Raw genomic sequence first — 24,640 nt, forward strand, 5'->3', positions numbered from 1 at the left:
GCGGCCCCTTATCCCGGAATCTGTCCGGTCACTGCTTTTTCATGATCAACCTCAAAAACGTTACCCTCCGCCGAGGCACCAAGGTGCTGCTGGACAAAGCCTCCGTCACCCTCAACCCTGGAGAAAAGGTCGGATTGGTGGGGCGCAACGGGGCAGGCAAATCCACTTTGTTTGCGCTGTTCAACGGCACCCTGACCGAAGACGGCGGTGATTTTGAGATGCCCCGCCAGTGGCGCATGGGCCAAGTGGCACAAAACATGCCCGAAACCGACCAGCCCGCCGCTGACTTCGTGCTCGAAGGTGACACCCGATTGGCCGATTTGCGCCAGCGTTTGGTGGCGGCCGAAGCCAGTGGGGACGGCATGGAGATGGCCCACATTTACACCGACCTCGCTGATGCGGGTGACCACGACGCCATGCCCCGCGCCGAGGCCTTGATTCTGGGACTGGGCTTTCGGGTGGACGAACTGAACAACCCCGTTAACAGCTTTTCTGGCGGCTGGCGCATGCGATTGCAGCTGGCCCGCGCACTGATGTGCCCCTCTGACATCCTGATCTTGGACGAACCCACCAACCACCTGGACTTGGATGCCTTGGTCTGGCTGGAAGCCTGGCTGCAGCGCTATGCGGGCACCATGATCGTGATCAGCCACGATCGCGAATTTTTGGACGCAGTGACGAATGTCACGCTGCACATTGACCACGCCAAACTGACCCGTTACGGCGGCAACTACAGCGCGTTTGAAATTTTGCGCGCCCAACAAATGGAGCTGCAACAAGCTTCATTTTCAAAGCAGCAAGACAAAATCGCCCACCTGCAAAAGTTCATCACCCGCTTCAAAGCCCAAGCCAGCAAAGCCAAACAAGCCCAAAGCCGGGTCAAGGCCCTCGAGCGCATGGAAAAAGTGGCCCCATTGCTGGCCGATGCCGAGTTCACCTTCGGCTTCAAAGAACCCAACAACCTGCCCAACCCGATGCTGGCCATCAGCGAGGCGAGTTTTGGCTATGTGGTGGATGAAGAGCCCAAATCCATTTTGCAAGGCGTGAGCAAATCGGTTCTGGCCGGGCAACGCATCGGCATCTTGGGCGCCAACGGTCAGGGCAAGTCGACCCTCGTCAAGACCATTGCCCGCACCATGCCGCTGCTGGCCGGTACCTTGACCGAGGGCAAGGGCCTGAACATTGGCTACTTTGCCCAACAAGAACTCGATGTGCTGCACCCGCAAGACAACCCGCTGGAGCACATGATCCGCCTGGCCAAAGAACTGGGCCCGAACAGTGGTGAGCCCAGCCGCGAGCAAGACCTGCGCAACTACCTGGGCACTTTCAACTTCACGGGCGACATGGTCAAGCAGGCCGTGGGCACCATGAGCGGCGGCGAAAAAGCCCGTTTGGTGCTGGCCATGATCGTGTGGCAACGCCCCAACCTGTTGCTGCTGGACGAGCCTACCAACCACTTGGACTTGGCCACGCGAGAGGCGCTGTCCATGGCGCTCAACGAGTTTGAAGGCACCGTCATGCTGGTCAGCCACGACCGCGCCTTGCTGCGTGCGGTGTGCGACGAGTTTTGGATGGTGGGCCGAGGCAAGGTCGAGCCGTTTGATGGCGACTTGGACGACTACCAGAAGTACTTGCTGGAAGAGTCCAAGCGCTTGCGCGAAGTGGCTAAAAATGCAGCCCGTGATTCGTCCGTGACTGCGCAAGTGCCTGAAGTCGAGCTGGCCAAACCGGTCACCGCTGCTGTGCCGGCCCCTGTGGCATCCGCCAACACTTCAAACGTCAGCAGCGCAGAGCAGCGCAAACTCGATGCCCAAAAACGCCAGCAACTGGCTGCCCAAACCCGACCTTTGAAGCGTGAGCTGGAGCAAAACGAGCAGCGCATGTCCAGCATCGAAGCCGAAAAGACCACCTTGGAACAGCTTTTGACAACGCCTATCCCCCCAGCTGAAATGGCAGACGCGGGTCGACGCTTGAAAGCTTTGGCCGACGAAGTGGCTCGGCTTGAAGAGCGTTGGTTAGAGCTGACCCAGCAGCTGGAAGCAAGCGCTTAAGGTTTGACTCAGCCCTTGGCGGCACCCACAACCGACCAGCCAACGTGCTGGTTGGCTTTGTTGTTTTCGTATTCCCAAGCGGTGCCACAGCGGTCACAACGGTAGGAAGTGATGGTGGCTTGGCCCGACTCTCGCTGTTCTTTGCGGTTGGCGCCCTGCACCAATTCTGCATGGCCCGGCGCACGGCGCCAGTTGCGCTGAATGCCGGCACAGGGCTCGCACAAGGCCAGTGGTTTCAGGTCGTGGGCGTGGTTGGAATCGTTCATCAGAAAGCGTCTTTCGCAGTGGGTTGGGGCCACGCTGAACGCGCCCATGAAAAAAGCACTTTGTACCGAGGTACAAAGTGCTTTTTTGCTTTTTCTGGTGGGACCAGCGGGGGTCGAACCCACGACAAACGGATTAAAAGTCCGCTGCTCTACCAACTGAGCTATGGTCCCTTTGCTTCAGCGTTGTGACACTGTAGCAAGCCTTGAATTATAGCGTTATTTTTTAGGCTTCAGATCGCCAGCGGCCAAAAAGTTCAAAATTTCTGAGGCCGCGCACATGCCAAATGTTGCGGTGACACTGACCACCGATCCGTAGCCATGGCAGTTGAGTGAACCATCCCCCTCGAGTGCACATGAAGCGTCCGGCGGTGCAACGGCTTCACGGCTAAATACGCCTTGGATCCCCATGCGCTTGTCACCGCGGGCCGCGCCGTGGTGTTTGCGCAGACGGTAACGCAACTGCGCCAACAAGGGGTCGTGTGTGATTTTGGACAGATCGTCCACGTCCACCTTGTGCGCCAGGCGCTTGCCCCCAGCGGCCCCCACGGTGATGAAACCCACATGATGTTGCAAGGCCCAATGGGCCATGGCCACTTTGGCACTGACCTGGTCGCAAGCGTCAATGAGGGCGTCTGGCTGGCAAGGCAACAGCGCTGGCCAGTTGTCTGGGGTGACGAAATCGTCGATCACATCGACTTGGCAATCGGCATGGATCAAAGCAATGCGCTCACGCATGGCCTGCACTTTGGCCTGACCTGTGGTGGTGCTCAAGGCGTGGATCTGGCGGTTGATGTTGGACTCGGCAATGTGGTCCATGTCGATCAAACTCAAACGGGCCACACCACTTCGAGCCAGTGCTTCGGCCACCCAAGACCCCACACCGCCAATGCCCACCACAGCGACATGGGCTCGGCGAATGCGGCTGGCGCCTTCAACGCCATACAAGCGCTCTAGCCCTCCAAAACGGCGGGCATCGGCAGACTGCTGCTCCAAGGCATCGCTCATACAGAAGCCTCTGCTCGGCGCAGCTGCCAGTTCAAGGCGACAACTGCCCCCCCGATAATTCCAAACATAGCGATAAAGCTGCCGAAACTCAAGGTGGAAAGACCCGACAGACCTTGCCCGATGGTGCAACCCATCGCCAAAACACCGCCCATGCCCATCAAAGTGCCACCGAGCAAGTGCAGCACCAAATCCTCAGTTTGTTTGAAACCTTCCCATCGGAAATCACCCTGCCAAGAGGCATGTGCCCAAGCCCCCAGCAGCAAACCCAAGGCGGTGACCATGCCCAAGGTCAGCTTTTTGCTGCCATCGCTGAAGTACATCAAGGCGTCCCACCAATAAGCCACGGGCGCCGTCAAACTCATGGATTCCATCCGGCCGCTGGCCGAGGCCAAAAAGACAGGCTCCAGCGTCTCAGGGTGCTCAGGCACAAAGCCCATGACACCACTGACCCACCACAGCCCCACCACCAATGCGCCGACGGCAGCGCCCGACAAGGCATGGGGCCAAGAGATGGATGGGCGATCCTTGAAAACCCAAATGAAAGTCAAACCCGCCACCACAGCAGCGGCAATGAAACAAGCCAAAGGCAGTCCCCAATCCGTGGCACTGGCCAACCATTGGCCAGCAAAAGGGCCAGGGCCTGTGCCGATGGTCACTTTGTCCAGTGTGTTGACGCGCCAAACCGCCGTGAGACCACGCAAGGTGGCAAGGGCTGCAATGCCCATGGCCATCAAAACCACCAAGGATTTCAAATTGCCACCGCCCAGACGCACCAAAGACTTGCTGGCACAACCTGAACCCAACACCATGCCCAGTCCAAACAAAAAGCCCCCCAGCAGCAGCGAAAGCCAACTCAACTGCGGACTGGCATAAATGGTGTTGAGGGGGCTGATCTGACCACGCCAGGTCAGAAGACCGAAGCCCAAAGCAGCCACCGCGATCGCCGTGGCCCATTGCTTGGCGCGGGTGCTCTCGCCCATGATGACCCAGTCACCAATGGCACCCATGGTGCAAAAGTGGCTGCGGTGAAAAAGCGCTCCGATGAGTGTGGCCAACAAAAAAGTCAGCCCCAAAACCCCATACGTTTGAAACTGCAACTGCTCAAGGCTGATCACCGATGACCCCGAACTTCAACGCAAACGCAGCAAGCGTTCGCGAGCGGTGGCCGCGGTTTCAGAGGCGGGATAGGCTTTGACCAACTCCTCCATCGTTTTGCGGGCCCCCTTGAGGTCCTTCAATTCGATTTGCACGTTGGACACGGCCAGCATGGCCTCAGGTGCACGAGGATGGGTCGGTGCAGATTTCAACATGAGCTGGAAATTCGCCATCGACTCTTTGTAGTCCTTGTTGGCGTATTGCGCATTGCCCAACCAAAAAAGGGATGAAGCGGCGTAGCCGCTGGTGCGGTACCGCTGCACAAAAGCCGCCAAGGCCAATTGCGCTGTCGCAAAATCACCTTTGCGAAAGGTCTCCATCGCCGCATCGTAGTCCCGCTTTTCAGCCGGTTCGGCCATGAACTCAAGACCATCCAAAGTGACCTTCACAGGGTCGAAGCGGCGCAAGCGATCTTCTACACCCACCGCCAAGTCTTTTTGACGAATTTGAAAATCGGACACGGCTCGGGCCAATTCAGCCTGAGTCCGCGTCGCTTGTTCTTGGGCACCACGGCTTTGCGACAACTCGGCTTTCAGACCGTCGATCTGGCCTTGAAAATCAAGCAAGGCTCGGCGCAGTTGCGCGTTTTCGTCTGTCAGGCTTTTGATGGCTGCATTCGATTGCTCGACGCGCTGGCGCAAATCCAAAATGGCTTTGCGGGCCTCATTGTCTTCAAACAGCGCCGCTTGGGCGATGCCTATCCAAGCGGACAGGCCCCACACCACCAGCCATTTCGAACCAGCCAAAAGAGACAAGGTGCGCAAGTTCATGATGTTCAATACCGGATTTCAACGCGGCGGTTCTTGGCCAAATCGACTTCGGCAGAACCTTGGGCTGCAGGTTTTTCTTTGCCGTAGCTCACGGCTTCCAACTGGCTTTCTGGCACGCCCATCAAGCTCAGGGCTTGACGCACGGCTTCGGCACGCTTTTGACCCAAGGCCAGGTTGTATTCACGGCCGCCGCGCTCGTCGGTGTGGCCTTCCAGATTGGCTTTGCGCTGTTTGTTGGCCTGCAAGAAACGGGCATGGCTTTCAATGACCGGGCGGGCTTCAGCGCGCACCACAAAGCTGTCGTAATCAAAGAAGACCACATGCGCGATGCCCACAGGGCCGATACCGACTCCGGCCTTGTCCACCACCACGCTGGCCACGCCAGTTTGTGCACCGCTTTGGTTGTTGCCAATGCCTTGTGTCGACACGCCAGAGGATGTGGCCGATTTGTCTTCCACAGGCACATCGTCCAACTTCACGCCCGATGCGCAACCTGCCAAAAGAGCCACCAACAAAGCGCTGGCCAAAAATTGAGTCTTCATGATTTACCTCGTTAATTAAAAAAGCATCTATTCAAAAATCATTTGCGTACCGGGCCCCAATGGGGTTCCCGAATGTCACCGCCCTGTCCAGCCAAACGGGCTTTGACACGGCCATCCAGGGTGGTGGTCATCAAGGACTCACGGCCTTGGACAATCGACGCATAGACCAACAGGCGGCTGTTGGGTGCAAAACTGGGGCGCTCATCGGCCGATGTGTCGGTGAGCGCCGTGACTTGACCAGAGGCCAATTCCATCAGGTGAAGGCGAAAGCCTGCGCCCATTCTAGAGACGTACGCCAACCAACGGCCGTCTGGACTCAATGCAGGCGAAATGTTGTACGTGCCAGAAAATGTGACGCGCTCAGCCGGTCCACCTTGCGCAGGCATGCGGTAAATTTGAGGGCTGCCGCCCCGGTCGCTGACAAAAAACAGCGCACTGCCGTCGGGCGAAAAAGCGGGTTCTGTGTTGATGCTGCCCGATTGGGTCAAGCGGCGCGGCTCGCCGCCTTGCAAGTCAATGCGAAACAGTTGTGAGCCGCCATCTCGGCTGAGTGTGGCCGCCAAGGATTTACCGTCTGCATTCCACGCTGGGGCACTGTTGGAGCCTTTGAAATTCGCCACAGCACGGCGTTGGCCTGTCGCCAACTCGTGAACATACACCACGGGTTTGCGCTGCTCAAAAGACACATAGGCCAGCTGACTGCCGCTGGGAGACCAAGAAGGCGAAATGATGGGCTCAGGGCTGGTGAGGGCCGATTGGGCATTTTCGCCGTCCGAATCGGCAATCCACAAAGAATAGCGTTCGCCCGACTTGGTCACATAGCTGATGCGCGAAGCAAACGCGCCAGGCGTACCGGTCAATTGCAGATAAACCCAATCCGCAATCCGGTGTGCCGACAAGCGCAGTTCAGCGGCACTGACGGTGTCCTTGAAATCGCCTTTGTCTTGGCCTTTGACCACATCCCACAAACGGGCACGCACGTCATAACGGCCATCGGCCAAACGCGTGACCGACCCGGCCAACAGCGCCTCGGCCGACAGTTGCCGCCAAGGCGACCAATCGGGACGACTTGATTCGTCCATCACGGCTGTGCCCGCAGCCAAGCCCTTGAACTGACCACTGCGCTCCAAGTCAGCTTGGACGATGCTGGCCAGCTTTTGCGGTGCAGCCGACTCGCCTTTGAAAGGGACCATCACCACAGGCAACTGGGTCATGCCGACGCCCGTGACTTCAACGCGAAACTGCGCCCAGGCAGGCAAAGCCATGAAACTCAACAGCAGCAGTTGAGTGAAGCTGGACAGCAAAACGTTGCGCAAAAAAACAAGCTTCATGAAGGTCAAAAGGTCGTTGGTTGTGCGAAAGCCGTGATCGTACACGTAAAAAATGCATTTTAAGGCGGTTCAACAGCGGTCTTACTTACAATCAAGCCCATGAGTCAGACGCCCCCGCCTTCCCCATCGCCCCACAGCATTCCCAGCAGATTGCGCAAGCTGGCACCTTATTTTGGCCACCAAAAGGGAATCTGGGCTGTGGCAGTTTTGGCCACCTTGATGGGCGCTTTGACCGAGCCGATGATCCCCGCCTTGTTCCAGCCCCTTTTGGACAAGGGTTTTGCCGAAAACAAGCTGCCCCTGTGGGTCATTCCGGTGGTCGTGGTGGGCCTGTTCACAGTGCGTGGGATGGCCAGTTTCCTCTCGCAATACGCGCTGTCGCGCCTGACCAATGACGGCATGGAAAAACTGCGCTCCCAGCTGTTTGCCCGGCTCATGAAAGCCGATTTGTCCTTGTTTTCCAAACAATCGGCCAGCGCTTTGTCCAACACCATCGTGTACGAGGTGCAAAACGGGGCCTCTCAATTGGTGTCAGCGGTCATCGCACTGGCGCGTGATGGCTTCACCCTGATGGCCTTGCTCAGCTACTTGATGTGGCTCAACTGGAAGCTCACTTTGGTGGTCTTTACCGTGGCCCCTGGGTTGAGCTGGATCATGAAAGCACTTTCGCGGCGGCTTTACAAGTTGACCAAGGAAAGCCAAAGTGCGACCGACGATCTGGCCTATGTGGTCGAAGAAAACGTGCTGGCCCACCGGGTTGTGCGGTTACAAGGCGGCCAGGACCATCAAATAGACCGTTTTGGGCAACTGGCCAACGTGCTGCGCCGCCTGGCCCTGAAAACCACCATCGCCTCGGCCGCCATGTCACCGTTGACCCAAATCATGGCGGCTTTGTCCTTGTCCATGGTGCTGGTGATCGCCCTTTACCAAAGCCAAAATGGTGCTTCAGGGGCCACGGTGGGCGGATTTGTGGCCTTCATCACCGCCATGCTGATGCTGGTGGCACCCATCAAACGCTTGACCGAAATTTCCAGCCCCATCACCCGGGGACTCGCTGCACTCGAGCGAGGTCTGTCCCTTTTGCACGAGGCGCATGAGGAAACACAGGGCACTCACACCAGCACCCGCGCCCAAGGATCGGTTGAATGGCGCCATGTGCACTTGCAATTTTCCCCAGATGGTCCGCCTGCTTTGTCGGACGTTTCGCTGAAGGTCAACCCCGGTGAAACCGTGGCTTTGGTCGGCACATCGGGGGCGGGAAAGACCACCCTGATCCAGTTGCTGCCCCGCTTTGTACAGAACAGCTCGGGCGAAGTCTGCATCGATGGCGTCCCCCTTCAAACCTGGAACTTGGACAACTTGCGCCGGCAGATCGCCATGGTCAGCCAGGATGTGGTGATGCTCAATGACACCGTGGCGGCCAACGTCTGCCTGGGACATGAGGCCGATCGCCAGCGCATTCAGGCCAGTTTGGAAGCGGCCAACCTTTGGGCCCATGTGTCGCAAATGCCCCAAGGCATGGACACGCTGCTGGGCCACAACGCCAGCCAGCTGTCTGGCGGGCAGCGCCAGCGCTTGGCGATCGCCAGGGCTTTGTACAAAGACGCGCCCATCCTGATCCTGGACGAGGCCACCTCTGCATTGGACAACGAGTCGGAGCGGTTGGTACAAGACGCATTGCAACAACTCATGCAAGGGCGCACCACCTTGATCGTGGCGCACCGCCTGTCCACCATCGAACATGCTGACCGCGTGGTGGTGATGGAGGGTGGCCGGATTGTGGAGGAAGGCGCTCCCGCTGCCTTGCTGGCCCAAGGTGGTGCCTATGCGCGGCTGCACCACCGCGGCGAATGGACCAGCGAAACAACGACCTCAAAGGCTTGATCTCTTTAAAGTATTCAAGCTGTAGGCCGCAGGTGTGGACAAACCTGAGAAAGATCGCCCGCAAGCCAGGCTGAAAACGTGCGACTTGTCAGAGCAAAACGATGTCGTATTGCTCAGGACCCATGGCGGTTTCGACCTGCAAGGAAATGGGCTTGGCGATGAAGTCGGACAAACCAGCCAGATGTTGGCTTTCATCGTCCAGCAGCAAGTCAATGACCGCTGTGGCCGCGACGATACGGAACTCACGCGGGTTGAACTGCCGCGCTTCGCGCAGGATCTCGCGCAAGATGTCGTAGACCACCGAACGCGGCGTCTTGACAATGCCCTTGCCTTGGCAGCTGGGACAAGGCTCGCACAGCATGTGCGCCAAAGACTCACGGGTGCGTTTTCGCGTCATCTCCAGCAAACCCAGCGATGAAAAGCCACCGGCCATGGTCTTGACGCGGTCACGCGCCAACTGCTTGCGAAATTCGGCGAGCACCGCATCTTGGTGCTCGGTACGAGACATGTCGATGAAATCGGCGATCACGATACCGCCCAAATTACGCAAACGCAATTGGCGGGCGATGGCCTGGGCGGCTTCCAAATTGGTCTTGAAGATCGTGTCCTCAAAATTACGAGATCCCACATAACCGCCCGTGTTCACGTCCACAGTCGTGAGCGCTTCGGTTTGGTCGATGATCAAGTAGCCGCCCGATTTCAGGTCCACCCTTCTGCCCAGTGCTTTGGCGATTTCCTCGTCGATGGCATACAGGTCAAAAATCGGACGCTCACCCTTGTAATGCTGCAAGCGCTCGGCCGCTTTGGGCATGAACTCCTGGCCAAAAGCCTGCAACTGGGCAAACTGTTCCTGCGAGTCGATGCGGATGCTTTGTGTGGCCTCTCCCACCAAATCACGCAAAACACGTTGCAGCAATGTCAAATCTTGGTGAAGAATCGACGCGGGAGGCAGGCGCATCGAGGCCTCTTTGATGCGAGCCCAGGTTTTGCGCAGGTAAGCGATATCGTCTTGCAGCTCTTCGTCGCTGGAGTCTTCGGCATTGGTGCGCAAAATAAAACCGCCTCCAGCCGGGCCCACCAGGGCCTGCAGCCTTTGACGCAAGGCGTCGCGCTGGTCTGCCGGGATTTTTTGTGACACACCAATGTGGTCGTCTTGCGGCAAGAAGACCAGGTGTCGGCCCGCAATGCTGATTTGCGTAGACAAACGAGCGCCCTTGGTGCCCATCGGGTCCTTGATGACCTGCACCATGATGGCACGGCCTTCAAACACTTGTTTTTCAATCGGCACCAGCGGCTGACCCGTGCGGGCGGTCGCAGCCTCCCCTTCGGCATGCTTTTGCCACACGTCGGCGACATGCAAAAAAGCGGCTTTGTCCAAGCCAATGTCGATGAAGGCCGATTGCATGCCTGGCAAGACCCGCGCCACTTTGCCCAGATAAACATTGCCCACCAGACCACGCTCAAGGGTGCGTTCCACATGCAACTCTTGCACCGCGGCAAACTCCACCACCGCCACGCGGGTTTCCTGGGGCGACCAATTGACCAAAATATCTTGTTGCATGGAGGGCATCAGTGGGTAGAAAGTGAAAACAAATCGGGTCAGGGCAAAGCGCCGTCAAAGGCGTACTGCGCGCAAAACCTCAGCAGCGCACACCCAGTGAGCGCAGCAAAGCTGCTGTCTCGAACAGCGGCAAACCCATGATGCCTGAATAACTGCCACGGATCTGTTCAATGTGGGCAGCTGCCCTGCCCTGTACGCCGTAAGCGCCAGCTTTGCCCATGGGTTCGCCCGTGGCGACGTAGGCCTTGATTTGCGCGGGCGTCATGGGCGCAAAGCGCACCCAGGATTCGCACACCGCCGACACCCGCTTGCTTCCCTTTTGCACCGCCACAGCCGTCAAAACGCGGTGGTTTTCGCCTGCCAGACGCTGGAGCATGCGCACCGCATCGACCTCATTCGCTGGTTTGCCCAGAATTTCGCGGCCCATACACACGGTGGTGTCGGCGCACAGCACCGGGGCTGCAGGCAGGTCTTGGCGCTTCAAGCGCTGCACCGCAGCATCGAGTTTGAGCCCGGTCACCCGCGCCACATAGCGTGCGGGCGCTTCCGCGCCACGCACCTCTTCCAGAGACTCGGCATCCTCTTCTGGCGAGGCCAGCAGCAGCTTATGGGCCACACCGATTTGGTCAAGGAGCTGGCTGCGCCGAGGGCTTTGGGACGCGAGGTAAATGAAGTCACTCATTCGCGGTGATAAGGGTGGTTGGCGTTGATGGACCATGCGCGGTAGAGCTGCTCGATCAGCAAAACTCGGGCCATCGCGTGGGGCAAAGTCATGTCGGACAGGCGGATGCGTTCATGCGCTGCTTGCCGGAACTCGGGCTCCAGCCCATCAGGGCCGCCAATGACCAGGGCCACATCGTCACCGCCCAGCTGCCAGCTGGTCAGCCGGGTGGCCAAGGCCTGGGTCGTGAGGTTGGTGCCGCGCTCGTCCAAAGCAACGACACGGGTGCCACGCGGGATAGCCGCTTCGATCCGCTGGCGCTCGGCCGCGTACAGGTTGGGCAAAGTTTTGGAGCCCCGGGGCTCGGTTTTGACCGCCTTGAGCTCGACCTTGAGCTCAGGTGGAAAGCGTTTGGCGTAGTCGTCCCAAGCGATTTGCGCCCAGTCCGGCACCCTCAGGCCGACCGCCACGATCAGCAGCTTCATGCAGGATCAATCGGCTTTGCGACGTGTCGAGGCTTGCACGGCCTTGCGCGCTGGAGCCTTCTTGGCAGCAGGTTTTGCCGAAGTTTTGGCTGCGGGCTTGGCGGCCGATTTGGCTGCAGGCTTGCTTGCAGGTTTGCCCACAGTTTTCACGGCGGGTTTGCTGGTCTTGGCCGCAGTTTTGGCTGCGGTCTTCACTGCTGGTTTGGCCGTTGATTTGGCCGCTGGCTTGGCTGTTTTGGCCGGGGCTTTCAAAGCAGGCTTGGCTTTAGCAGCCGGCTTGGCCGCAGCAGTCTTAGCCGGCACAGTTTTGACCGTGCCAGTTTTGGCCGTGCCGGTTTTAGCGGTGGCTTTTTTGGCTACCGAGTTTTTGATGTGGCCTTTGACCTCGGCCGTGGCCAAGGGCTTGGGCGCACCAAACTTCAAACGCACGGGTGTGCCGCCCCAGATTTCTTCCAGGTTGTAGTAGGTGCGAATGGTCGGCTGCATGATGTGCACCACAGCTGGGCCGCAGTCCACAATGATCCATTCGCCGTTGTCTTCGCCTTCCATGCGAGGCTTGCCAAAACCTGCGTTGCGCACTTTGTCTCGCACACTGGCGGCCAACGCTTTGGTCTGGCGGTTCGAAGTGCCCGAAGCGATGATGACCCGTTCAAACAACGAGGACAGGTGCTCGGTGTCAAACACCTGAATTTCTTGGGCCTTGACGTCCTCCAGGGCATCCACAATGGCCCGCTGGAGTTTTTGAATGTCTTTTTTGGCTGCGTTTTCGGTCATCAATGGGGCCTGTAAAGGTGGTGGTCGTGAATATAGCGCGCAATGGCGGGGGTGACCAGACCGGTCAAGGTCTGCTCTTGGGCCGCCAGCACACGGATGTCCGTGGCACTGTGGGGCATCAGCGGCATGTCCAAGTTGAGAATGCGCGCTTGCAACGTGTCAGAAAGCTTTGCTGGTGACGCGGGCGAGTCCAAATCTTCATTCCAGGCTCGCACGGCCATATCACGGCCTGCGGCGCAGATTATAGCGATGCGACCGATTTCAGCGATTTGGTGCCATGAAGGCAACGACCGGCGTTGGTCGTCACCCAACAACAAATACAGCTGCGCCTGCGGAAATTCGGTTTGCAGCGCTTGCAAAGTGTCCACCGTGTAGCTAGGACCCGCACGGAGAACTTCGCGTTCGTCGACCACCACTTGGGGCAGTGGCTCAAAAGCCAAACGGGCCATGGCCACGCGATGGTGGGCATCGGTCAAAGCGCGTGTTTTGTGCCAGGCCTGCCCAGTCGGCACAACGTGCACACGGTCCAAGTGCAATTGGCCAATGGCCGACTCAACCAGCGCCACATGGGCCGGGTGTGGCGGGTCAAACGCGCCGCCGAAAACCCCCAGACGGCGGACGTCTGCGTTTTCAGCGGATGCGTTGGGCGGCAGACTCAAACCCAGTCCTTGGGCACCAAAAAGTGGCTGAGCAAGCGTTCCTCCGGCGAGCCAGCCTCGTCTTTGCGCTGGTACGACCAGCGCACCTCAGGCGGCATGGACAACAAAATCGACTCGGTGCGGCCACCCGACTGCAGACCGAAGTGCGTGCCTCGGTCCCAGACCAAGTTGAACTCGACATAACGGCCCCGGCGGTACAGCTGAAAATCGCGCTCGCTTTCACCGTAAGGTGTGTCCATGCGGCGCTGCACGATGGGCATGTAGGCGCTCAGCAAGGCATCGCCCACGCTTTGCATCATGGCAAAGCTCCGGTCCATGCCCAGCTCAGAAAAGTCATCAAAGAAAATGCCGCCCACACCACGCTGCTCGTGACGGTGTTTGTTGCAAAAGTAATCGTCGCACCAAGTTTTGAAACGCGGGTGCAAAGCCTCGCCAAAAGGGGCCAATGCGTCTTTGCACGTTTGGTGAAAATGCACCGCGTCTTCGTCAAAGCCGTAATAAGGCGTCAGGTCCATACCGCCACCGAACCAGGCCACGGGTGCCCTGCCCTCAGGCTTGGCCGCGATCATGCGCACATTCATGTGAACCGTGGGCACATAAGGGTTGCGGGGATGAAACACCAAAGACACGCCCATGGCCTCGAAGGCCGAACCGGCCAATTCTGGGCGGTGTTGGGTGGCCGAGGGCGGCAACTGCGGTCCCGTGACATGGGAAAAACCGCAACCAGCCCGCTCAAAAATAGGGCCACCTTCCAAGATCTGCGTGACGCCGTTGCCTTGGAGTTTTTCACCTGGGTCTTTTTGCCACGCATCGGTGAGGAATGGGGTGCCATCCAGCTCGGTCAAGGCGCCTGTGATGCGGGACTGCAAACCCAACAGATAGTTTTTGACGGTGCCGATTTCAAAGTTGGAGCTCATGGTGGATTTGACCGTTAAAAAGGTTCCGTAAATCTTCAGGGTTTCAGGCGGGTGGAGTCGACGGCCTGGGCCTTGCTCCAAGGAAGTATGGGTCCCATCTGGTCTTCGTGGAAGCCTTTGACCCCCTCAAAGACCTGTGCCATGTGGGCGTAATCCTGTTCCACTTGTCCGGTCAGGTCGTAAAAGTCGACCACACTGAAGCAGCGTTGCCCCCAGTCGAGCTTGACCAGCGCCAAGGGCACCTGCGCCCCCAAGGCCAATTGGTAAAAACCGCTGCGCCAGCCTGGCGTGAGGCTGCGCGTGCCCTCAGGGGCCAGGGCCAGCCAGAGCAACTCGTCATTTTGCTTGTGCTGCTCGAACACATGCACCATCTGGCCCACCACACCGCGAGACGAGCTGCGGTCAATCGGGATACCGCCCACCCAGCGCATCCAAGCGCCGATCAAAGGAAACTTGAACAGCGAGTCCTTGCCCCAAAAGTGGGCCGGAATCCCCATCGCCCATTTGGCCAGCATGCCGATCGGAAAATCCCAGTTGCTGGTGTGGGGGTAAACAATGGCCACGCCTTGTCGGGCGGGAAAGCCGTCAAAGTTCACGCGCCAACCCAGCATTTTCAAAATCCAAAGTGCCAAACGGGAGCCCTTGAAGGTCACTGGATTACGGATCAAGGTACTCATGAACGTTCGGGGTTTCAGTTTTTGATGGCGCGGTAACCAATGTCCTCGCGCATCTGCATGCCGTCAAAGGCAATCGGACGGGCGGTTTGGTAGGCTTTTTGCTGCGCTTGTTTGACCGAATCGGCCAGCGCCGTGACGCACAAGACACGCCCACCCGAAGTCAAAATTTGACCGTCTTTTTCGGTGGTGCCCGCATGGAACACCATGGCGTCGTCCTGGTCCTTGGGCAGGCCCGTGATCGGGTCGCCCTTGCGTGGGTTCATCGGGTAACCGGCTGCGGCCATGACCACGCCCAAAGCAACACGGCGGTCCCATTCCATCTCCAGCTGGTCCAGACCTTCGGAGGTGGCTGCCAAGAGCACTTCCAGCAAGTCCGACTTCAAGCGCATCAAAATGGGCTGGGTTTCGGGGTCGCCCATGCGGCAATTGAACTCCAGCGTCTTGATGCGCCCTTGCGGGTCGATCATCAAGCCTGCGTACAAAAATCCGGTGTAGTTGATGCCGTCTTTGTCCATGCCACGGATGGTGGGCAAGATGACTTCGCGCAGCGCGCGGGCATGCACTTCGGCCGTCACCACAGGCGCAGGAGAATAAGCGCCCATACCGCCTGTATTGGGGCCTTCATCGCCGTTCAGCAATCGTTTGTGGTCCTGGCTGGTGGCCAAAGCCGCCACGTTCTTGCCATCACACAGCACCATGAAACTGGCTTCTTCGCCCATCAAAAATTCTTCGATCACCACCCTTGCACCGCCCACGTTGTGGGCGACGCCTAGGGTGTTGTCGAGCAACATGAAATCAATCGCCTCGTGAGCTTCAGTCAAGCTCATGGCCACGACCACGCCTTTGCCTGCTGCCAGGCCATCCGCCTTGACCACAATAGGGGCGCCTTTGCGGTCCACATAGGCATGGGCCAGCGCAGCATCGGTGAAGGTCTCAAATTCGGCGGTAGGAATGCCGTGGCGCTCCATGAAGGCTTTGGAAAAGGCTTTGGAGCTTTCCAACTGTGCCGCCGCTTGTGTGGGGCCAAAAATGCGCAAACCATGCGCCCGAAAATCGTCCACGATGCCTGCGGCTAGGGGCGCTTCGGGGCCCACCAGCGTGAGGCCAATGTGGTTGTCGATGGCCCACTGCCGCAGCTGAACCAGGTCAGTCATGGGCACATTGATCAGCTGTGCGTCTTTGGCTGTGCCGCCGTTGCCAGGTGCCACATAAACCTGTTGGATTTTGGGTGACTGCGCCAATTTCCACGCCATGGCGTGTTCACGGCCACCACTGCCGACTACCAATACTTTCATCCAACTTCCTTAGTCTTCAATTTCAGCGTTATGGAACACGTTTTGAACGTCGTCCAAATCTTCCAACACATCCAGTAATTTTTGCATTTTGGCAGCATCTTCACCGGACAAAGTCACACTGTTTTCAGGCCGCATGGTCACTTCGGCCATCTCAGCAACCAAGCCAGCAGCCTCCAGTGCATTTTTCACGGATTCAAAATCGGTATAAGCGGTCAACACCTCGATGGCACCGTCATCGTCCATGATCACGTCCTCCGCGCCCGCTTCCAGTGCCACGGTCATGACTTGGTCTTCGTTGGTGCCAGGGGCAAAGATCAGCTGCCCACAGTGCTTGAACTGGAAAGCCACCGATCCTTCGGTGCCCAAATTGCCACCGTGCTTGCTCAAAGCGTGTCGCACTTCGGCCACCGTGCGCACGCGGTTGTCGGTCATGGTGTCCAAAATGATGGCCGCGCCGCCAATGCCGTAGCCTTCGTATCGGATTTCTTCGTAGCTCACGCCTTCAAGGTTGCCTGTCGCTTTGTCCACATTGCGCTTGATGGTGTCGGCCGGCATGTTGGCCGCTTTGGCTTTTTCGATGGCCAACCGCAACCTGGGGTTGGCGTTGACATCACCGCCCCCTGTGCGGGCCGCCACCATGATTTCACGGACAACCCGGGTCCAGATGCGCTGGCGTTTTTCGTCTTGTCGCCCCTTGCGGTGCTGAATATTTGCCCATTTACTGTGGCCAGCCATCGGGAATTCCTTGAATGTTGATTTAACCTAGAGCTTGGATTTTACTTTTCACCGACAGGAGAAATCACAACATGGCCGATCCGATGCTGATTGCACTCAATTCCCAGGCCCAATGCCAATTGCTGCCGGGTCTGGCCAACCGCCATGGCCTGATCACCGGCGCGACCGGTACGGGCAAAACCGTGACCTTGCAAACCTTGGCAGAAAGTTTTTCCCGCTTGGGGGTGCCGGTTTTTATGGCCGACGTGAAAGGCGATCTGACCGGCATCAGCCAGCGCGGCAAGATCGGCGAAAAACTGGCGGGTGTCATCAAAGAACGCGGCTTGGCCCTGCCAGAGTCGCTGGCTTGCCCCACCACGGTGTGGGACGTGTTTGGCGAACAGGGGCACCCGGTGCGTGCCACCATCTCGGAGATGGGGCCGTTGCTGCTGACCCGCATGCTGGGCTTGAACGACACACAAGCCGGGGTGCTGAATTTGGTGTTCAAGATCGCCGACGACAACGGCTTGCTGCTGCTGGACATGAAAGACCTGCGGGCCATGCTGCAATTCGTGGGGGACAACGCCAAGCAGTTCACCACCGAGTACGGCAACATCAGCGCTGCCAGCATTGGCGCAATTCAACGCGGTCTGCTGCAAATTGAAAGCCAAGGCGGCGACAAATTCTTTGGTGAGCCCATGCTCAACATCGCAGATTTCATGCAGACCGACCCGCAGGGTCAGGGCGTCGTGAACATCCTCGCGGCCGACAAGCTCATGAACTCACCACGCTTGTACGCCACTTTCTTGCTCTGGCTGCTGTCTGAGTTGTTTGAGGTTTTGCCCGAGATCGGCGACCCGGAAAAACCCAAGCTGGTGTTTTTCTTTGATGAGGCGCACTTGCTTTTCAAAGACGCGCCTGCGGCTTTGGTGGAACGCATCGAGTTGGTGGTGCGCTTGGTGCGATCCAAAGGTGTGGGGGTCTACTTTGTCACCCAAAATCCGCTGGACATTCCCGACAGCGTGCTGGGCCAATTGGGCAACCGGGTACAGCACGCCTTGCGGGCCTACACACCACGCGACCAAAAAGCTGTGGCGGCCACTGCGCAAACCATGCGCCCCAAGTCGGGCTTGAACATCGAGGCGGCCATCACCGAGCTGGCGGTAGGAGAAGCTTTGGTGAGTTTTCTGGACAGCAAAGGGCGCCCCTGTGAGACCGAGCGCGTGTTTGTGCTGCCGCCAGGCAGCCAACTCGGGCCCATCACTTCTGAGCAGCGCCAGGCGATCATTCAAGGCTCTTTGGTGGCCGGGGTTTATGAGCAAACCCTGGACCGAGAGTCGGCTTACGAAAAAATCAAAGGCCAAACCCCTGCAACCGGCCCAGGCAGCGCCACTACCCCCTTGCCTGGGCAGTCACCCGCTGCGGCCGAGCATGCCAGCGGTGGCCTGATGGGCGGGTTGTCAGACCTGCTCTTTGGCAGCACGGGCCCGCGTGGTGGGCAACGCGATGGTGTGGCCCAGATGGTGGTCAAAAGTGCTGTCAGGACCGTCGGATCGGCCATTGGCCGTGAAATCGTGCGCGGCGTGCTGGGTGGCTTGCTGGGATCAAGCCGACGCCGTTGATTTCAGACGAAAAAAAACCGCCGGGGATCAACCCGGCGGTTTTGGATGCTTCTGACGAAGTCAGGCAGGATCAGGCGCTTTCGCCGAGAACTGCAACCGTCACGTCAACCACAACGTCGGTGTGCAAAGCCACAGCCACAGTCGATTCGCTGACGGTCTTGATGGGACCCAGAGGCATACGGATCTGCGACTTGAGCAGTTTGTAGCCTTGCTTGTTCAGCGCTTCGGCGATGTCGTTGTTGGTCACGGAACCAAACAAACGGCCATCCACACCGGCTTTTTGAGACAACTTAACGACCAAGCCGGCCAGCTTTTCGCCTTGGGCTTGGGCTTCGGCCAATTTGGCAGCGGCTGCTTTTTCGAGTTCAACACGGCGAGCTTCGAACTCGGCCTTGTTGGTCTCGGTGGCGCGACGGGCGCGGCCTTGTGGGATCAGGAAGTTGCGAGCGTAGCCGTCTTTGACTTTGACGATATCGCCCAGATTACCCAGGTTCACAACCTTTTCGAGCAGAATGATTTGCATGGTTGGACTCCTTAGACTTTGTGCTGGTCGGTGTAGGGCAACATGGCCAGGAAGCGAGCACGCTTGATGGCTGTGTTGAGCTGGCGCTGGAAAATGGCACGGGTACCAGTCAGGCGAGCAGGAATGATCTTGCCGTTTTCGGCGATGAAGTCACGCAATGTGTCGACATCTTTGTAGTCGATTTCTTCGACGCCAGTGACTGTGAAGCGGCAGAAACGCTTGCGCTTGAACAGCAGTGACTGGGTGTTGCGCTTAGGGCGCTTGTCTTTGTTGAATTTTTTGAACGTGGCCATGGGGCCTCCTGAAATTAATCTTGCTGAAACTCTTGAATGTGCAACACGACACTTTTGCCTTGTCGAGGGGTGGCCAAAAAGCCTTTGAACGTCCAAACACTGCCTACCGTTTGCTTCACCAGTCTTTCAGCCTGTGACCCAAAGGCCAAGGCACGAAGTTTCAACTGGACTTTGCGCATTTGCCCAGCCTCTTCGATTTCAGAGGCGTGCTCCAAAATCAAATCGAGAGCAGGCAAACCAGCGGGGGTGTATCGCAAAGCGGCTTGCTCGGCAATACAGGCATTCAGTTCGGTACGGTTCACTCCTCAACAGGCACGTGTCAAGCGGCGAATTCGGCTTGTTGTGACTTGCGGGCTTCTTCGCGCTCGACCGTCTTCATCATGGACGAAGGACCGGCGTCGGCTTTTTTCTTCAGCACAGTCAGGTGACGCAGAACAGCATCGTTGAACTTGAACGCGTGCTCGAGTTCGGCCATCACAGCCTGATCGGCTTCAATGTTCACGCACAGGTAATGGGCCTTGCCCAACTTGTTGATCTGGTATGCCAGCTGGCGGCGGCCCCAGTCTTCAACACGGTGGATAGCACCACCGCCGGCAACGATCATGCCTTTGTAACGCTCCAGCATGGCTGGAACTTGTTCGGACTGATCGGGATGGATCAGCAAAATGATTTCGTAATGACGCATTGAGACTCCTTGCGGTTAACCCAAAAGGTTGGAAAAGCCGCCCCCAGCGTCTGGTCGGGGTGCGGCAAGGCGAAGCCTCAAATTATAGCGTGGTTTCAGAGCCCTGGATAGTCGCTGTTGACCCTTGATGAAGTTGCCAGTGGCACGCGTGGGGTGACCCAGGCGCTGGGCATCAAGCCAGTCAAGACAAGCATCACCAAAAACCCAGCAGGCACGCCGAATACACCCGCCGACAGCGGCTGAATGCCAAACCACAAGCCCTCACTGGGTGCCAAATTCCAAAAGTGACGGAAACCAGGCGCGTTGATCACCATGTAATACAGCGTCACACCCAAACCCGCCAGCATGCCAGCCACCACCGCTGGGCGATGCACTTTGTGCCAGACCATGCCCAAAACCATGCCAGGGAAAAACGCAGCCGCAGCCAACGAAAACGATGCAGAGACCAAGGCCAAAAATTCAGCTGGCTTGAAAGCGGCCACCACGGCCGCCAACATGGCCACCGCCAACAACGCAAATTTGGACAAAATGACACGGCCTTCGGATGATTTGGGCTTGTTCTCGCGACCAGGCCCGATGTCGTGGACCAGGGCATTGCTGATGGTCAAAAGCAAGCCATCGGCCGTTGACAATGCCGCCGCCAACCCACCTGCCGCCACCAGGCCTGACACCACAAAAGGCATGCCGCCCATCTCGGGGGTGGCCAGCATGACCATGTCGGCCCCCAGTTTGATCTCACCCAATTGCAAAATCCGATCGCCGTTGACATCAGAGAACTCCAAAAGCGCCGAGTCCAAACGGGCCCATTGGGCCATCCAGTTGGGCAAGTCCTCAAAACGGCTCCCCACCAAATTGTTCAGCACCTCGAACTTGACCATCACGGCCAAGGCGGGAACGCTCAAATAAAGCAAACCAATGAAGAAGAGTGACCAAGCCACCGAAGTGCGGGCCTGCGCCACCGAGGACACCGTGTAAAAACGCGTCAACAAATGCGGCAAGCCCGCAGTTCCGACCATGAGGCAAAAAACCAAGGCCAAAAAATTGAGGCGAGATTCACCAAACAACTTGACCTCTTCAGGGCTCCCCTCTGGGTTACCGGCAAAAGCTTGTGCATGCGGGGGCATGCCACCCAAAGGCTTGGCCCGCTCCCGGTTGTCTTGCATGGCACGCGTCCATTGATCACGGGCGGTGGCAGCATCGTGCGGAACGGCCAACAACTCACGCCGAGCTTGCGCAATGGCCGAGTAATCGGCCGATTGCGCCTTGAGCAGGCGAATTTTTTCTTCCAACTCTTGGCGCAGGGCGACCATCGCGCCATCAACATTTTTCAGGCGGTCTTCAAACGTCTGGGCACGACGGGCAAAGACTTGGCGAACTTCCATTTCAGCCGGGTCGTTGACCAGTTTTTGCTCAATGGCCGCAATTTTGGCCAATTGTTGCCCGTAGGCCAATGGGGCCAAGGGGGTGCCCATCTGCTTGTAGGCCAACCATGACACTGGAATCATGAAAGCCAACAACAGCATGATGTATTGAGCCACCTGCGTCCAGGTGATGGCGCGCATGCCCCCCAAAAAAGAACACAACAAGACCCCACCGAGGCCCAACAAAATACCAATTTCAAACTGCACGCCCGTCAGGCGCGAGGCGATCAAGCCAATGCCATAAATTTGTGCCACCACATAGGTGAACGAACACAAAACAGACGCCAAGGCGGCAATGATGCGAGGCCAACGTCCACCGTAACGCTGGTCAAAATAGTCCGGCAGTGTGTAAAGCGCCATCGCCCGCAACTTGGGCGCAATCAACAAGGCCACCAGACAAAACCCACCCGTCCAGCCCATCACATAAGCCAAGCCACCGGGCTGCTGCCCGTTGCCAGAGAAGCCTTGTAAATACAGGGCCCCCGCCAAACTGATGAAAGACGCCGCACTCATCCAATCGGCGGCCGTGGCCATGCCGTTGTACATGGCCGGGATGCGCCGTCCGGCCACGTAATACTCATCTTGGTCGGTGGTGCGACTGGAAATGCCGATCAAGGCATAAATCATCACCGTGCTGAACAAAAAAATGGGGCCAATCAAGTTGCGTGACAAACCCCATTGTTCAGCCCATGCCACGGCCCCCATCAAGCTGATGAGAATGGCCATGTAGATCAACACATTGCGGTGAATACGCCAGCGGTAATCCGCTGCGGAACGGGACGCCAGGGGAGGATTCATCGCAAGGCCCGGAGCTGAAAAATCAGCTGCCCAGATTGGTCCAAGTTTCGATGACCGTGTCCGGGTTCAGCGAAATCGAACTGATGCCCTGCGCCATCAACCAATGGGCAAAATCAGGATGGTCTGAGGGACCTTGACCACAAATGCCAATGTACTTGCCCTGCGCCAAACAAGCCTGGATGGCTTGCGAGATCAAGGCGGTGACCGCCGGATCGCGTTCGTCAAAATCGGCGGCCAACAGCTCCAAGCCCGAGTCGCGGTCGAGGCCCAGTGTGAGCTGGGTCAAGTCGTTTGAACCGATCGAAAAACCGTCGAAGAACTCCAGGAAGCGCTCGGCCAAAATGGCGTTGCTGGGCACTTCACACATCATGATGACTTTGAGGCCCTCTTCGCCACGGCGCAAACCCTGGCTGGCCAGCAACTGGGTGACCTTTTCGGCTTGACCCAAGGTGCGAACGAAGGGCACCATGATCTGCACATTGGTCAGGCCCATCTCGCCGCGCACCCGTTTGAGGGCTTCGCATTCCATGGCAAAGGCTTCGCCAAAGTCAGCGCTGATGTACCGCGCAGCACCCCGGAAACCCAACATCGGGTTTTCCTCTTCCGGCTCATAACGGCTGCCGCCAATGAGCTTGCGGTACTCGTTGCTCTTGAAGTCCGACAAACGAACGATGACCGGTTTGGGCCAGAAAGCGGCGGCGATGCTGGCCACGCCTTCGGCGACTTTGTCCACGTAAAAAGCACGGGGAGAAGCGTGGCCACGGGCCACCGATTCCACGGCTTTTTTCAGGTCAGCGTCGATGGCAGGGTAATCCAAGATGGCCTTGGGGTGCACGCCAATGTTGTTGTTGATGATGAATTCCAAACGGGCCAAGCCCACACCTGCATTGGGCAGTTGTGCAAAATCAAAAGCCAGTTGGGGATTGCCCACGTTCATCATGATCTTGGTCTTGATCTCGGGCAACACGCCACGCTGGATCTCGCTGATCTCAGTTTCCAGCAAGCCATCGTAAATGTGGCCAGTGTCGCCCTCGGCGCAGCTGACGGTCACCAAAGTGCCTTGGGTCAATTGCTCTGTGGCATTGCCGCAACCCACCACGGCAGGAATGCCCAGCTCGCGGGCAATGATGGCCGCGTGGCAGGTGCGTCCGCCCCGGTTGGTCACGATGGCGCTGGCACGCTTCATGACCGGCTCCCAGTTCGGGTCGGTCATGTCGGTCACCAAAACATCACCGGGCTGGACTTGGTCCATCTCACTGATGTTGTGCACCAAGCGCACCGGGCCCGTGCCGATTTTTTGGCCAATCGCCCTGCCCTCGGCCAAGATGGTGCTTTTGCCTTTGAGCTTGTAACGCAGCTCTGGGGTGCCTTTGGCTTGGCTCTTCACCGTTTCAGGTCGCGCTTGCAAGATGTACAACAAGCCATCGGTCCCGTCTTTGCCCCACTCAATGTCCATGGGGCGGCCGTAATGCTGCTCGATCACCACCGCATAGCGGGCCAATTGCTCGACGTCGTCGTCGGTCAGGCTGTAGCGGTTACGCAACTCTGTGGGCACATCGGTGGTTTTGACCAATTTGCCTGAAGCCGCTTTTTCTTCTGGCGTGGCAAACACCATCTCAATGAGTTTAGAGCCCAAGTTGCGACGAATCACGCAGCGCTTGCCCGCAGCCAACATGGGCTTGTGCACATAAAACTCGTCAGGGTTCACGGCGCCCTGCACCACCGTCTCGCCCAAGCCATAGCTGGAGGTGATGAAGACCACGTCTTCAAAGCCTGACTCGGTGTCGATGGTGAACATGACGCCTGCAGCGCCCAGATCGGACCGCACCATGCGCTGAACGCCTGCAGACAAGGCCACATCGGCGTGGGCAAAGCCCTTGTGCACACGGTAGCTGATGGCGCGGTCGTTGTACAAAGAGGCGAACACCTCTTTCATTTTGTGCAGCACGTCTTCAATGCCGACCACGTTCAAAAAGGTTTCTTGTTGGCCTGCAAAAGAGGCGTCGGGCAAGTCTTCGGCGGTGGCAGAGGAGCGCACGGCAAAAGAAGCCTCGGGGTTGCTGCCCTGCAGGCGCACAAATTCTTCACGAATGGCTTGGGCCAAATCGTCGGGGAAAGGTTGGGCTTCGACCATGGCGCGGATTTCGGCACCGGCTGCGGCCAAGGCGCGCACATCTTCGGTGTCCAAAGCGTCCAAACGGGCGTTGATGCGGTCGGTCAAACCACCAAAGGCCAGGAATTGCCTGAAAGCGTGGGCGGTGGTGGCAAAACCCGTGGGCACCCTCACGCCCGAGGGCAATTGGGAAATCATCTCGCCCAAGCTGGCATTTTTGCCACCGACCGACTCGACGTCGGTCATGCGCAACAACTCGAAGGGAACGACCAGGGCGGTCTCACTGAAAAGATCAGACATGCAAAGCTCCAAAGTTAAAACCGGGCTCCAGTGCGCAGGTCGGGGTTTTTGTTGTTCTTTGAATGGAACCCCAATTGGACAGCGATGGATAATCGACTGATTTTAGGGGTCTTGTTGATCCCGGCATTTGAAATTAAT

At 58.0% G+C, this 24,640-nt stretch carries 24 protein-coding genes and 1 tRNA gene; 3 read left to right on the forward strand and 22 right to left on the reverse strand.

The genetic code is table 11. The annotated features are described in order from the left end of the window. The first annotated feature begins 41 nt into the window (after positions 1 to 41). A complete protein-coding gene (locus tag B9Z40_RS00815) occupies positions 42 to 2,051 on the forward strand; it encodes an ABC-F family ATP-binding cassette domain-containing protein (protein WP_100171443.1) in 2,010 nt (669 codons plus the stop codon). A gap of 8 nt (positions 2,052 to 2,059) precedes the next feature. Here B9Z40_RS00815 and B9Z40_RS00820 read toward each other — a convergent pair whose 3' ends face one another. The 7 genes from B9Z40_RS00820 to tolB all read right to left on the reverse strand — a co-directional run bounded on the left by B9Z40_RS00820 (position 2,060) and on the right by tolB (position 7,120). Continuing rightward, a complete protein-coding gene (locus B9Z40_RS00820) occupies positions 2,060 to 2,317 on the reverse strand; it encodes a hypothetical protein (RefSeq protein WP_143473912.1) in 258 nt (85 codons plus the stop codon). Between the two features lie 95 nt (positions 2,318 to 2,412). After that, a tRNA-Lys gene (locus B9Z40_RS00825) sits at positions 2,413 to 2,488 on the reverse strand. A gap of 45 nt (positions 2,489 to 2,533) precedes the next feature. Then, the gene (locus B9Z40_RS00830) at positions 2,534 to 3,322 is read right to left on the reverse strand and encodes a ThiF family adenylyltransferase (protein ID WP_100171445.1); all 789 of its coding nucleotides are present in this window, start codon (positions 3,320 to 3,322) and stop codon (positions 2,534 to 2,536) included. Continuing rightward, positions 3,319 to 4,377, reverse strand: coding sequence for a YeeE/YedE family protein (locus tag B9Z40_RS00835; RefSeq protein WP_233204743.1), 1,059 nt, complete (start codon positions 4,375 to 4,377; stop codon positions 3,319 to 3,321). Before B9Z40_RS00835 ends, B9Z40_RS00830 begins: the two co-directional genes overlap by 4 nt. 75 nt (positions 4,378 to 4,452) lie before the next feature. Continuing rightward, the gene (gene ybgF / locus B9Z40_RS00840) at positions 4,453 to 5,247 is read right to left on the reverse strand and encodes a tol-pal system protein YbgF (RefSeq protein ID WP_100172837.1); all 795 of its coding nucleotides are present in this window, start codon (positions 5,245 to 5,247) and stop codon (positions 4,453 to 4,455) included. 5 nt (positions 5,248 to 5,252) lie between these two features. Then, complete coding sequence (pal, locus tag B9Z40_RS00845) at positions 5,253 to 5,789, reverse strand: peptidoglycan-associated lipoprotein Pal (protein WP_100171446.1); 537 nt, start codon at positions 5,787 to 5,789, stop codon at positions 5,253 to 5,255. A gap of 38 nt (positions 5,790 to 5,827) precedes the next feature. Beyond that, positions 5,828 to 7,120: a Tol-Pal system beta propeller repeat protein TolB gene (gene tolB / locus B9Z40_RS00850; RefSeq protein WP_100172838.1), complete on the reverse strand. Its 1,293-nt coding sequence runs from the start codon at positions 7,118 to 7,120 to the stop codon at positions 5,828 to 5,830. 99 nt (positions 7,121 to 7,219) lie between these two features. Between tolB and msbA the strand changes: the two genes are divergently transcribed. Further along, entirely contained in the window at positions 7,220 to 9,004 is a 1,785-nt protein-coding gene (gene msbA, locus B9Z40_RS00855; RefSeq protein WP_100171447.1) for a lipid A export permease/ATP-binding protein MsbA, read from the forward strand. Between the two features lie 88 nt (positions 9,005 to 9,092). Here msbA and rng read toward each other — a convergent pair whose 3' ends face one another. The 9 genes from rng to B9Z40_RS00900 form a co-directional block, all read right to left on the reverse strand. Further along, positions 9,093 to 10,565: a ribonuclease G gene (gene rng, locus B9Z40_RS00860; RefSeq protein WP_100172839.1), complete on the reverse strand. Its 1,473-nt coding sequence runs from the start codon at positions 10,563 to 10,565 to the stop codon at positions 9,093 to 9,095. A 79-nt stretch (positions 10,566 to 10,644) separates the two neighbouring features. Further along, the gene (locus B9Z40_RS00865) at positions 10,645 to 11,247 is read right to left on the reverse strand and encodes a nucleoside triphosphate pyrophosphatase (RefSeq protein ID WP_100171448.1); all 603 of its coding nucleotides are present in this window, start codon (positions 11,245 to 11,247) and stop codon (positions 10,645 to 10,647) included. Then, entirely contained in the window at positions 11,244 to 11,711 is a 468-nt protein-coding gene (rlmH, locus tag B9Z40_RS00870) for a 23S rRNA (pseudouridine(1915)-N(3))-methyltransferase RlmH (RefSeq protein WP_100171449.1), read from the reverse strand. The genes B9Z40_RS00865 and rlmH overlap by 4 nt, the downstream gene beginning before the upstream one ends. A 6-nt stretch (positions 11,712 to 11,717) precedes the next feature. After that, positions 11,718 to 12,485, reverse strand: a complete 768-nt coding sequence (gene rsfS, locus B9Z40_RS00875; protein WP_100171450.1) for a ribosome silencing factor — start codon at positions 12,483 to 12,485, stop codon at positions 11,718 to 11,720. Then, complete coding sequence (gene nadD / locus B9Z40_RS00880; protein WP_369823424.1) at positions 12,485 to 13,150, reverse strand: nicotinate (nicotinamide) nucleotide adenylyltransferase; 666 nt, start codon at positions 13,148 to 13,150, stop codon at positions 12,485 to 12,487. Before nadD ends, rsfS begins: the two co-directional genes overlap by 1 nt. Further along, positions 13,141 to 14,061, reverse strand: coding sequence for an oxygen-dependent coproporphyrinogen oxidase (gene hemF / locus B9Z40_RS00885; RefSeq protein ID WP_100171451.1), 921 nt, complete (start codon positions 14,059 to 14,061; stop codon positions 13,141 to 13,143). Before hemF ends, nadD begins: the two co-directional genes overlap by 10 nt. Positions 14,062 to 14,096: 35 nt before the next feature. Further along, positions 14,097 to 14,738: a 1-acyl-sn-glycerol-3-phosphate acyltransferase gene (locus B9Z40_RS00890; protein WP_100171452.1), complete on the reverse strand. Its 642-nt coding sequence runs from the start codon at positions 14,736 to 14,738 to the stop codon at positions 14,097 to 14,099. Positions 14,739 to 14,752: 14 nt separating this feature from the next. Further along, complete coding sequence (gene purD / locus B9Z40_RS00895; RefSeq protein ID WP_100171453.1) at positions 14,753 to 16,033, reverse strand: phosphoribosylamine--glycine ligase; 1,281 nt, start codon at positions 16,031 to 16,033, stop codon at positions 14,753 to 14,755. Between the two features lie 9 nt (positions 16,034 to 16,042). Beyond that, entirely contained in the window at positions 16,043 to 16,768 is a 726-nt protein-coding gene (locus tag B9Z40_RS00900) for a YebC/PmpR family DNA-binding transcriptional regulator (RefSeq protein WP_100171454.1), read from the reverse strand. A 71-nt stretch (positions 16,769 to 16,839) separates the two neighbouring features. Between B9Z40_RS00900 and B9Z40_RS00905 the strand changes: the two genes are divergently transcribed. Next, positions 16,840 to 18,369: a helicase HerA-like C-terminal domain-containing protein gene (locus B9Z40_RS00905; RefSeq protein WP_100171455.1), complete on the forward strand. Its 1,530-nt coding sequence runs from the start codon at positions 16,840 to 16,842 to the stop codon at positions 18,367 to 18,369. A 70-nt stretch (positions 18,370 to 18,439) separates the two neighbouring features. On the opposite strand, the gene rplI is transcribed toward B9Z40_RS00905, so the two are convergent. The 6 genes from rplI to ppsA all read right to left on the reverse strand — a co-directional run bounded on the left by rplI (position 18,440) and on the right by ppsA (position 24,502). Then, positions 18,440 to 18,892, reverse strand: a complete 453-nt coding sequence (gene rplI / locus B9Z40_RS00910; protein ID WP_100171456.1) for a 50S ribosomal protein L9 — start codon at positions 18,890 to 18,892, stop codon at positions 18,440 to 18,442. 11 nt (positions 18,893 to 18,903) lie between these two features. Further along, a complete protein-coding gene (rpsR, locus tag B9Z40_RS00915) occupies positions 18,904 to 19,185 on the reverse strand; it encodes a 30S ribosomal protein S18 (RefSeq protein WP_019427495.1) in 282 nt (93 codons plus the stop codon). A 14-nt stretch (positions 19,186 to 19,199) separates the two neighbouring features. After that, positions 19,200 to 19,487 carry a primosomal replication protein N gene (priB, locus tag B9Z40_RS00920; RefSeq protein WP_100171457.1) on the reverse strand — a complete coding sequence of 96 codons (288 nt, stop codon included), beginning with the start codon at positions 19,485 to 19,487 and terminating at the stop codon, positions 19,200 to 19,202. Positions 19,488 to 19,504: 17 nt separating this feature from the next. After that, entirely contained in the window at positions 19,505 to 19,870 is a 366-nt protein-coding gene (rpsF, locus tag B9Z40_RS00925) for a 30S ribosomal protein S6 (protein ID WP_100171458.1), read from the reverse strand. 95 nt (positions 19,871 to 19,965) lie between these two features. Next, positions 19,966 to 22,089, reverse strand: a complete 2,124-nt coding sequence (locus tag B9Z40_RS00930; protein WP_100171459.1) for a VC_2705 family sodium/solute symporter — start codon at positions 22,087 to 22,089, stop codon at positions 19,966 to 19,968. Between the two features lie 22 nt (positions 22,090 to 22,111). Continuing rightward, positions 22,112 to 24,502, reverse strand: coding sequence for a phosphoenolpyruvate synthase (gene ppsA, locus B9Z40_RS00935; protein WP_100171460.1), 2,391 nt, complete (start codon positions 24,500 to 24,502; stop codon positions 22,112 to 22,114). Positions 24,503 to 24,640: the final 138 nt, after the last annotated feature.

It is taken from the genome of Limnohabitans sp. 15K (assembly GCF_002778285.1).
Taxonomy (GTDB): Bacteria; Pseudomonadota; Gammaproteobacteria; order Burkholderiales; family Burkholderiaceae_C; genus Limnohabitans_A.

Excerpts from the sequence above, each read along its gene's own strand:
- B9Z40_RS00815 (WP_100171443.1), top strand. The coding sequence starts at position 42 with ATGATCAACCTCAAAAACGTTACCCTCCGCCGAGGCACCAAGGTGCTG.
- B9Z40_RS00820 (WP_143473912.1), bottom strand. The coding sequence starts at position 2,317 with ATGAACGATTCCAACCACGCCCACGACCTGAAACCACTGGCCTTGTGC.
- B9Z40_RS00830 (WP_100171445.1), bottom strand. The coding sequence starts at position 3,322 with ATGAGCGATGCCTTGGAGCAGCAGTCTGCCGATGCCCGCCGTTTTGGA.
- ybgF (WP_100172837.1), bottom strand. The coding sequence starts at position 5,247 with ATGAACTTGCGCACCTTGTCTCTTTTGGCTGGTTCGAAATGGCTGGTG.
- pal (WP_100171446.1), bottom strand. The coding sequence starts at position 5,789 with ATGAAGACTCAATTTTTGGCCAGCGCTTTGTTGGTGGCTCTTTTGGCA.
- tolB (WP_100172838.1), bottom strand. The coding sequence starts at position 7,120 with ATGAAGCTTGTTTTTTTGCGCAACGTTTTGCTGTCCAGCTTCACTCAA.
- msbA (WP_100171447.1), top strand. The coding sequence starts at position 7,220 with ATGAGTCAGACGCCCCCGCCTTCCCCATCGCCCCACAGCATTCCCAGC.
- rng (WP_100172839.1), bottom strand. The coding sequence starts at position 10,565 with ATGCAACAAGATATTTTGGTCAATTGGTCGCCCCAGGAAACCCGCGTG.
- B9Z40_RS00865 (WP_100171448.1), bottom strand. The coding sequence starts at position 11,247 with ATGAGTGACTTCATTTACCTCGCGTCCCAAAGCCCTCGGCGCAGCCAG.
- rlmH (WP_100171449.1), bottom strand. The coding sequence starts at position 11,711 with ATGAAGCTGCTGATCGTGGCGGTCGGCCTGAGGGTGCCGGACTGGGCG.
- rsfS (WP_100171450.1), bottom strand. The coding sequence starts at position 12,485 with ATGACCGAAAACGCAGCCAAAAAAGACATTCAAAAACTCCAGCGGGCC.
- hemF (WP_100171451.1), bottom strand. The coding sequence starts at position 14,061 with ATGAGCTCCAACTTTGAAATCGGCACCGTCAAAAACTATCTGTTGGGT.
- B9Z40_RS00890 (WP_100171452.1), bottom strand. The coding sequence starts at position 14,738 with ATGAGTACCTTGATCCGTAATCCAGTGACCTTCAAGGGCTCCCGTTTG.
- purD (WP_100171453.1), bottom strand. The coding sequence starts at position 16,033 with ATGAAAGTATTGGTAGTCGGCAGTGGTGGCCGTGAACACGCCATGGCG.
- B9Z40_RS00900 (WP_100171454.1), bottom strand. The coding sequence starts at position 16,768 with ATGGCTGGCCACAGTAAATGGGCAAATATTCAGCACCGCAAGGGGCGA.
- B9Z40_RS00905 (WP_100171455.1), top strand. The coding sequence starts at position 16,840 with ATGGCCGATCCGATGCTGATTGCACTCAATTCCCAGGCCCAATGCCAA.
- rplI (WP_100171456.1), bottom strand. The coding sequence starts at position 18,892 with ATGCAAATCATTCTGCTCGAAAAGGTTGTGAACCTGGGTAATCTGGGC.
- rpsR (WP_019427495.1), bottom strand. The coding sequence starts at position 19,185 with ATGGCCACGTTCAAAAAATTCAACAAAGACAAGCGCCCTAAGCGCAAC.
- rpsF (WP_100171458.1), bottom strand. The coding sequence starts at position 19,870 with ATGCGTCATTACGAAATCATTTTGCTGATCCATCCCGATCAGTCCGAA.
- B9Z40_RS00930 (WP_100171459.1), bottom strand. The coding sequence starts at position 22,089 with ATGAATCCTCCCCTGGCGTCCCGTTCCGCAGCGGATTACCGCTGGCGT.
- ppsA (WP_100171460.1), bottom strand. The coding sequence starts at position 24,502 with ATGTCTGATCTTTTCAGTGAGACCGCCCTGGTCGTTCCCTTCGAGTTG.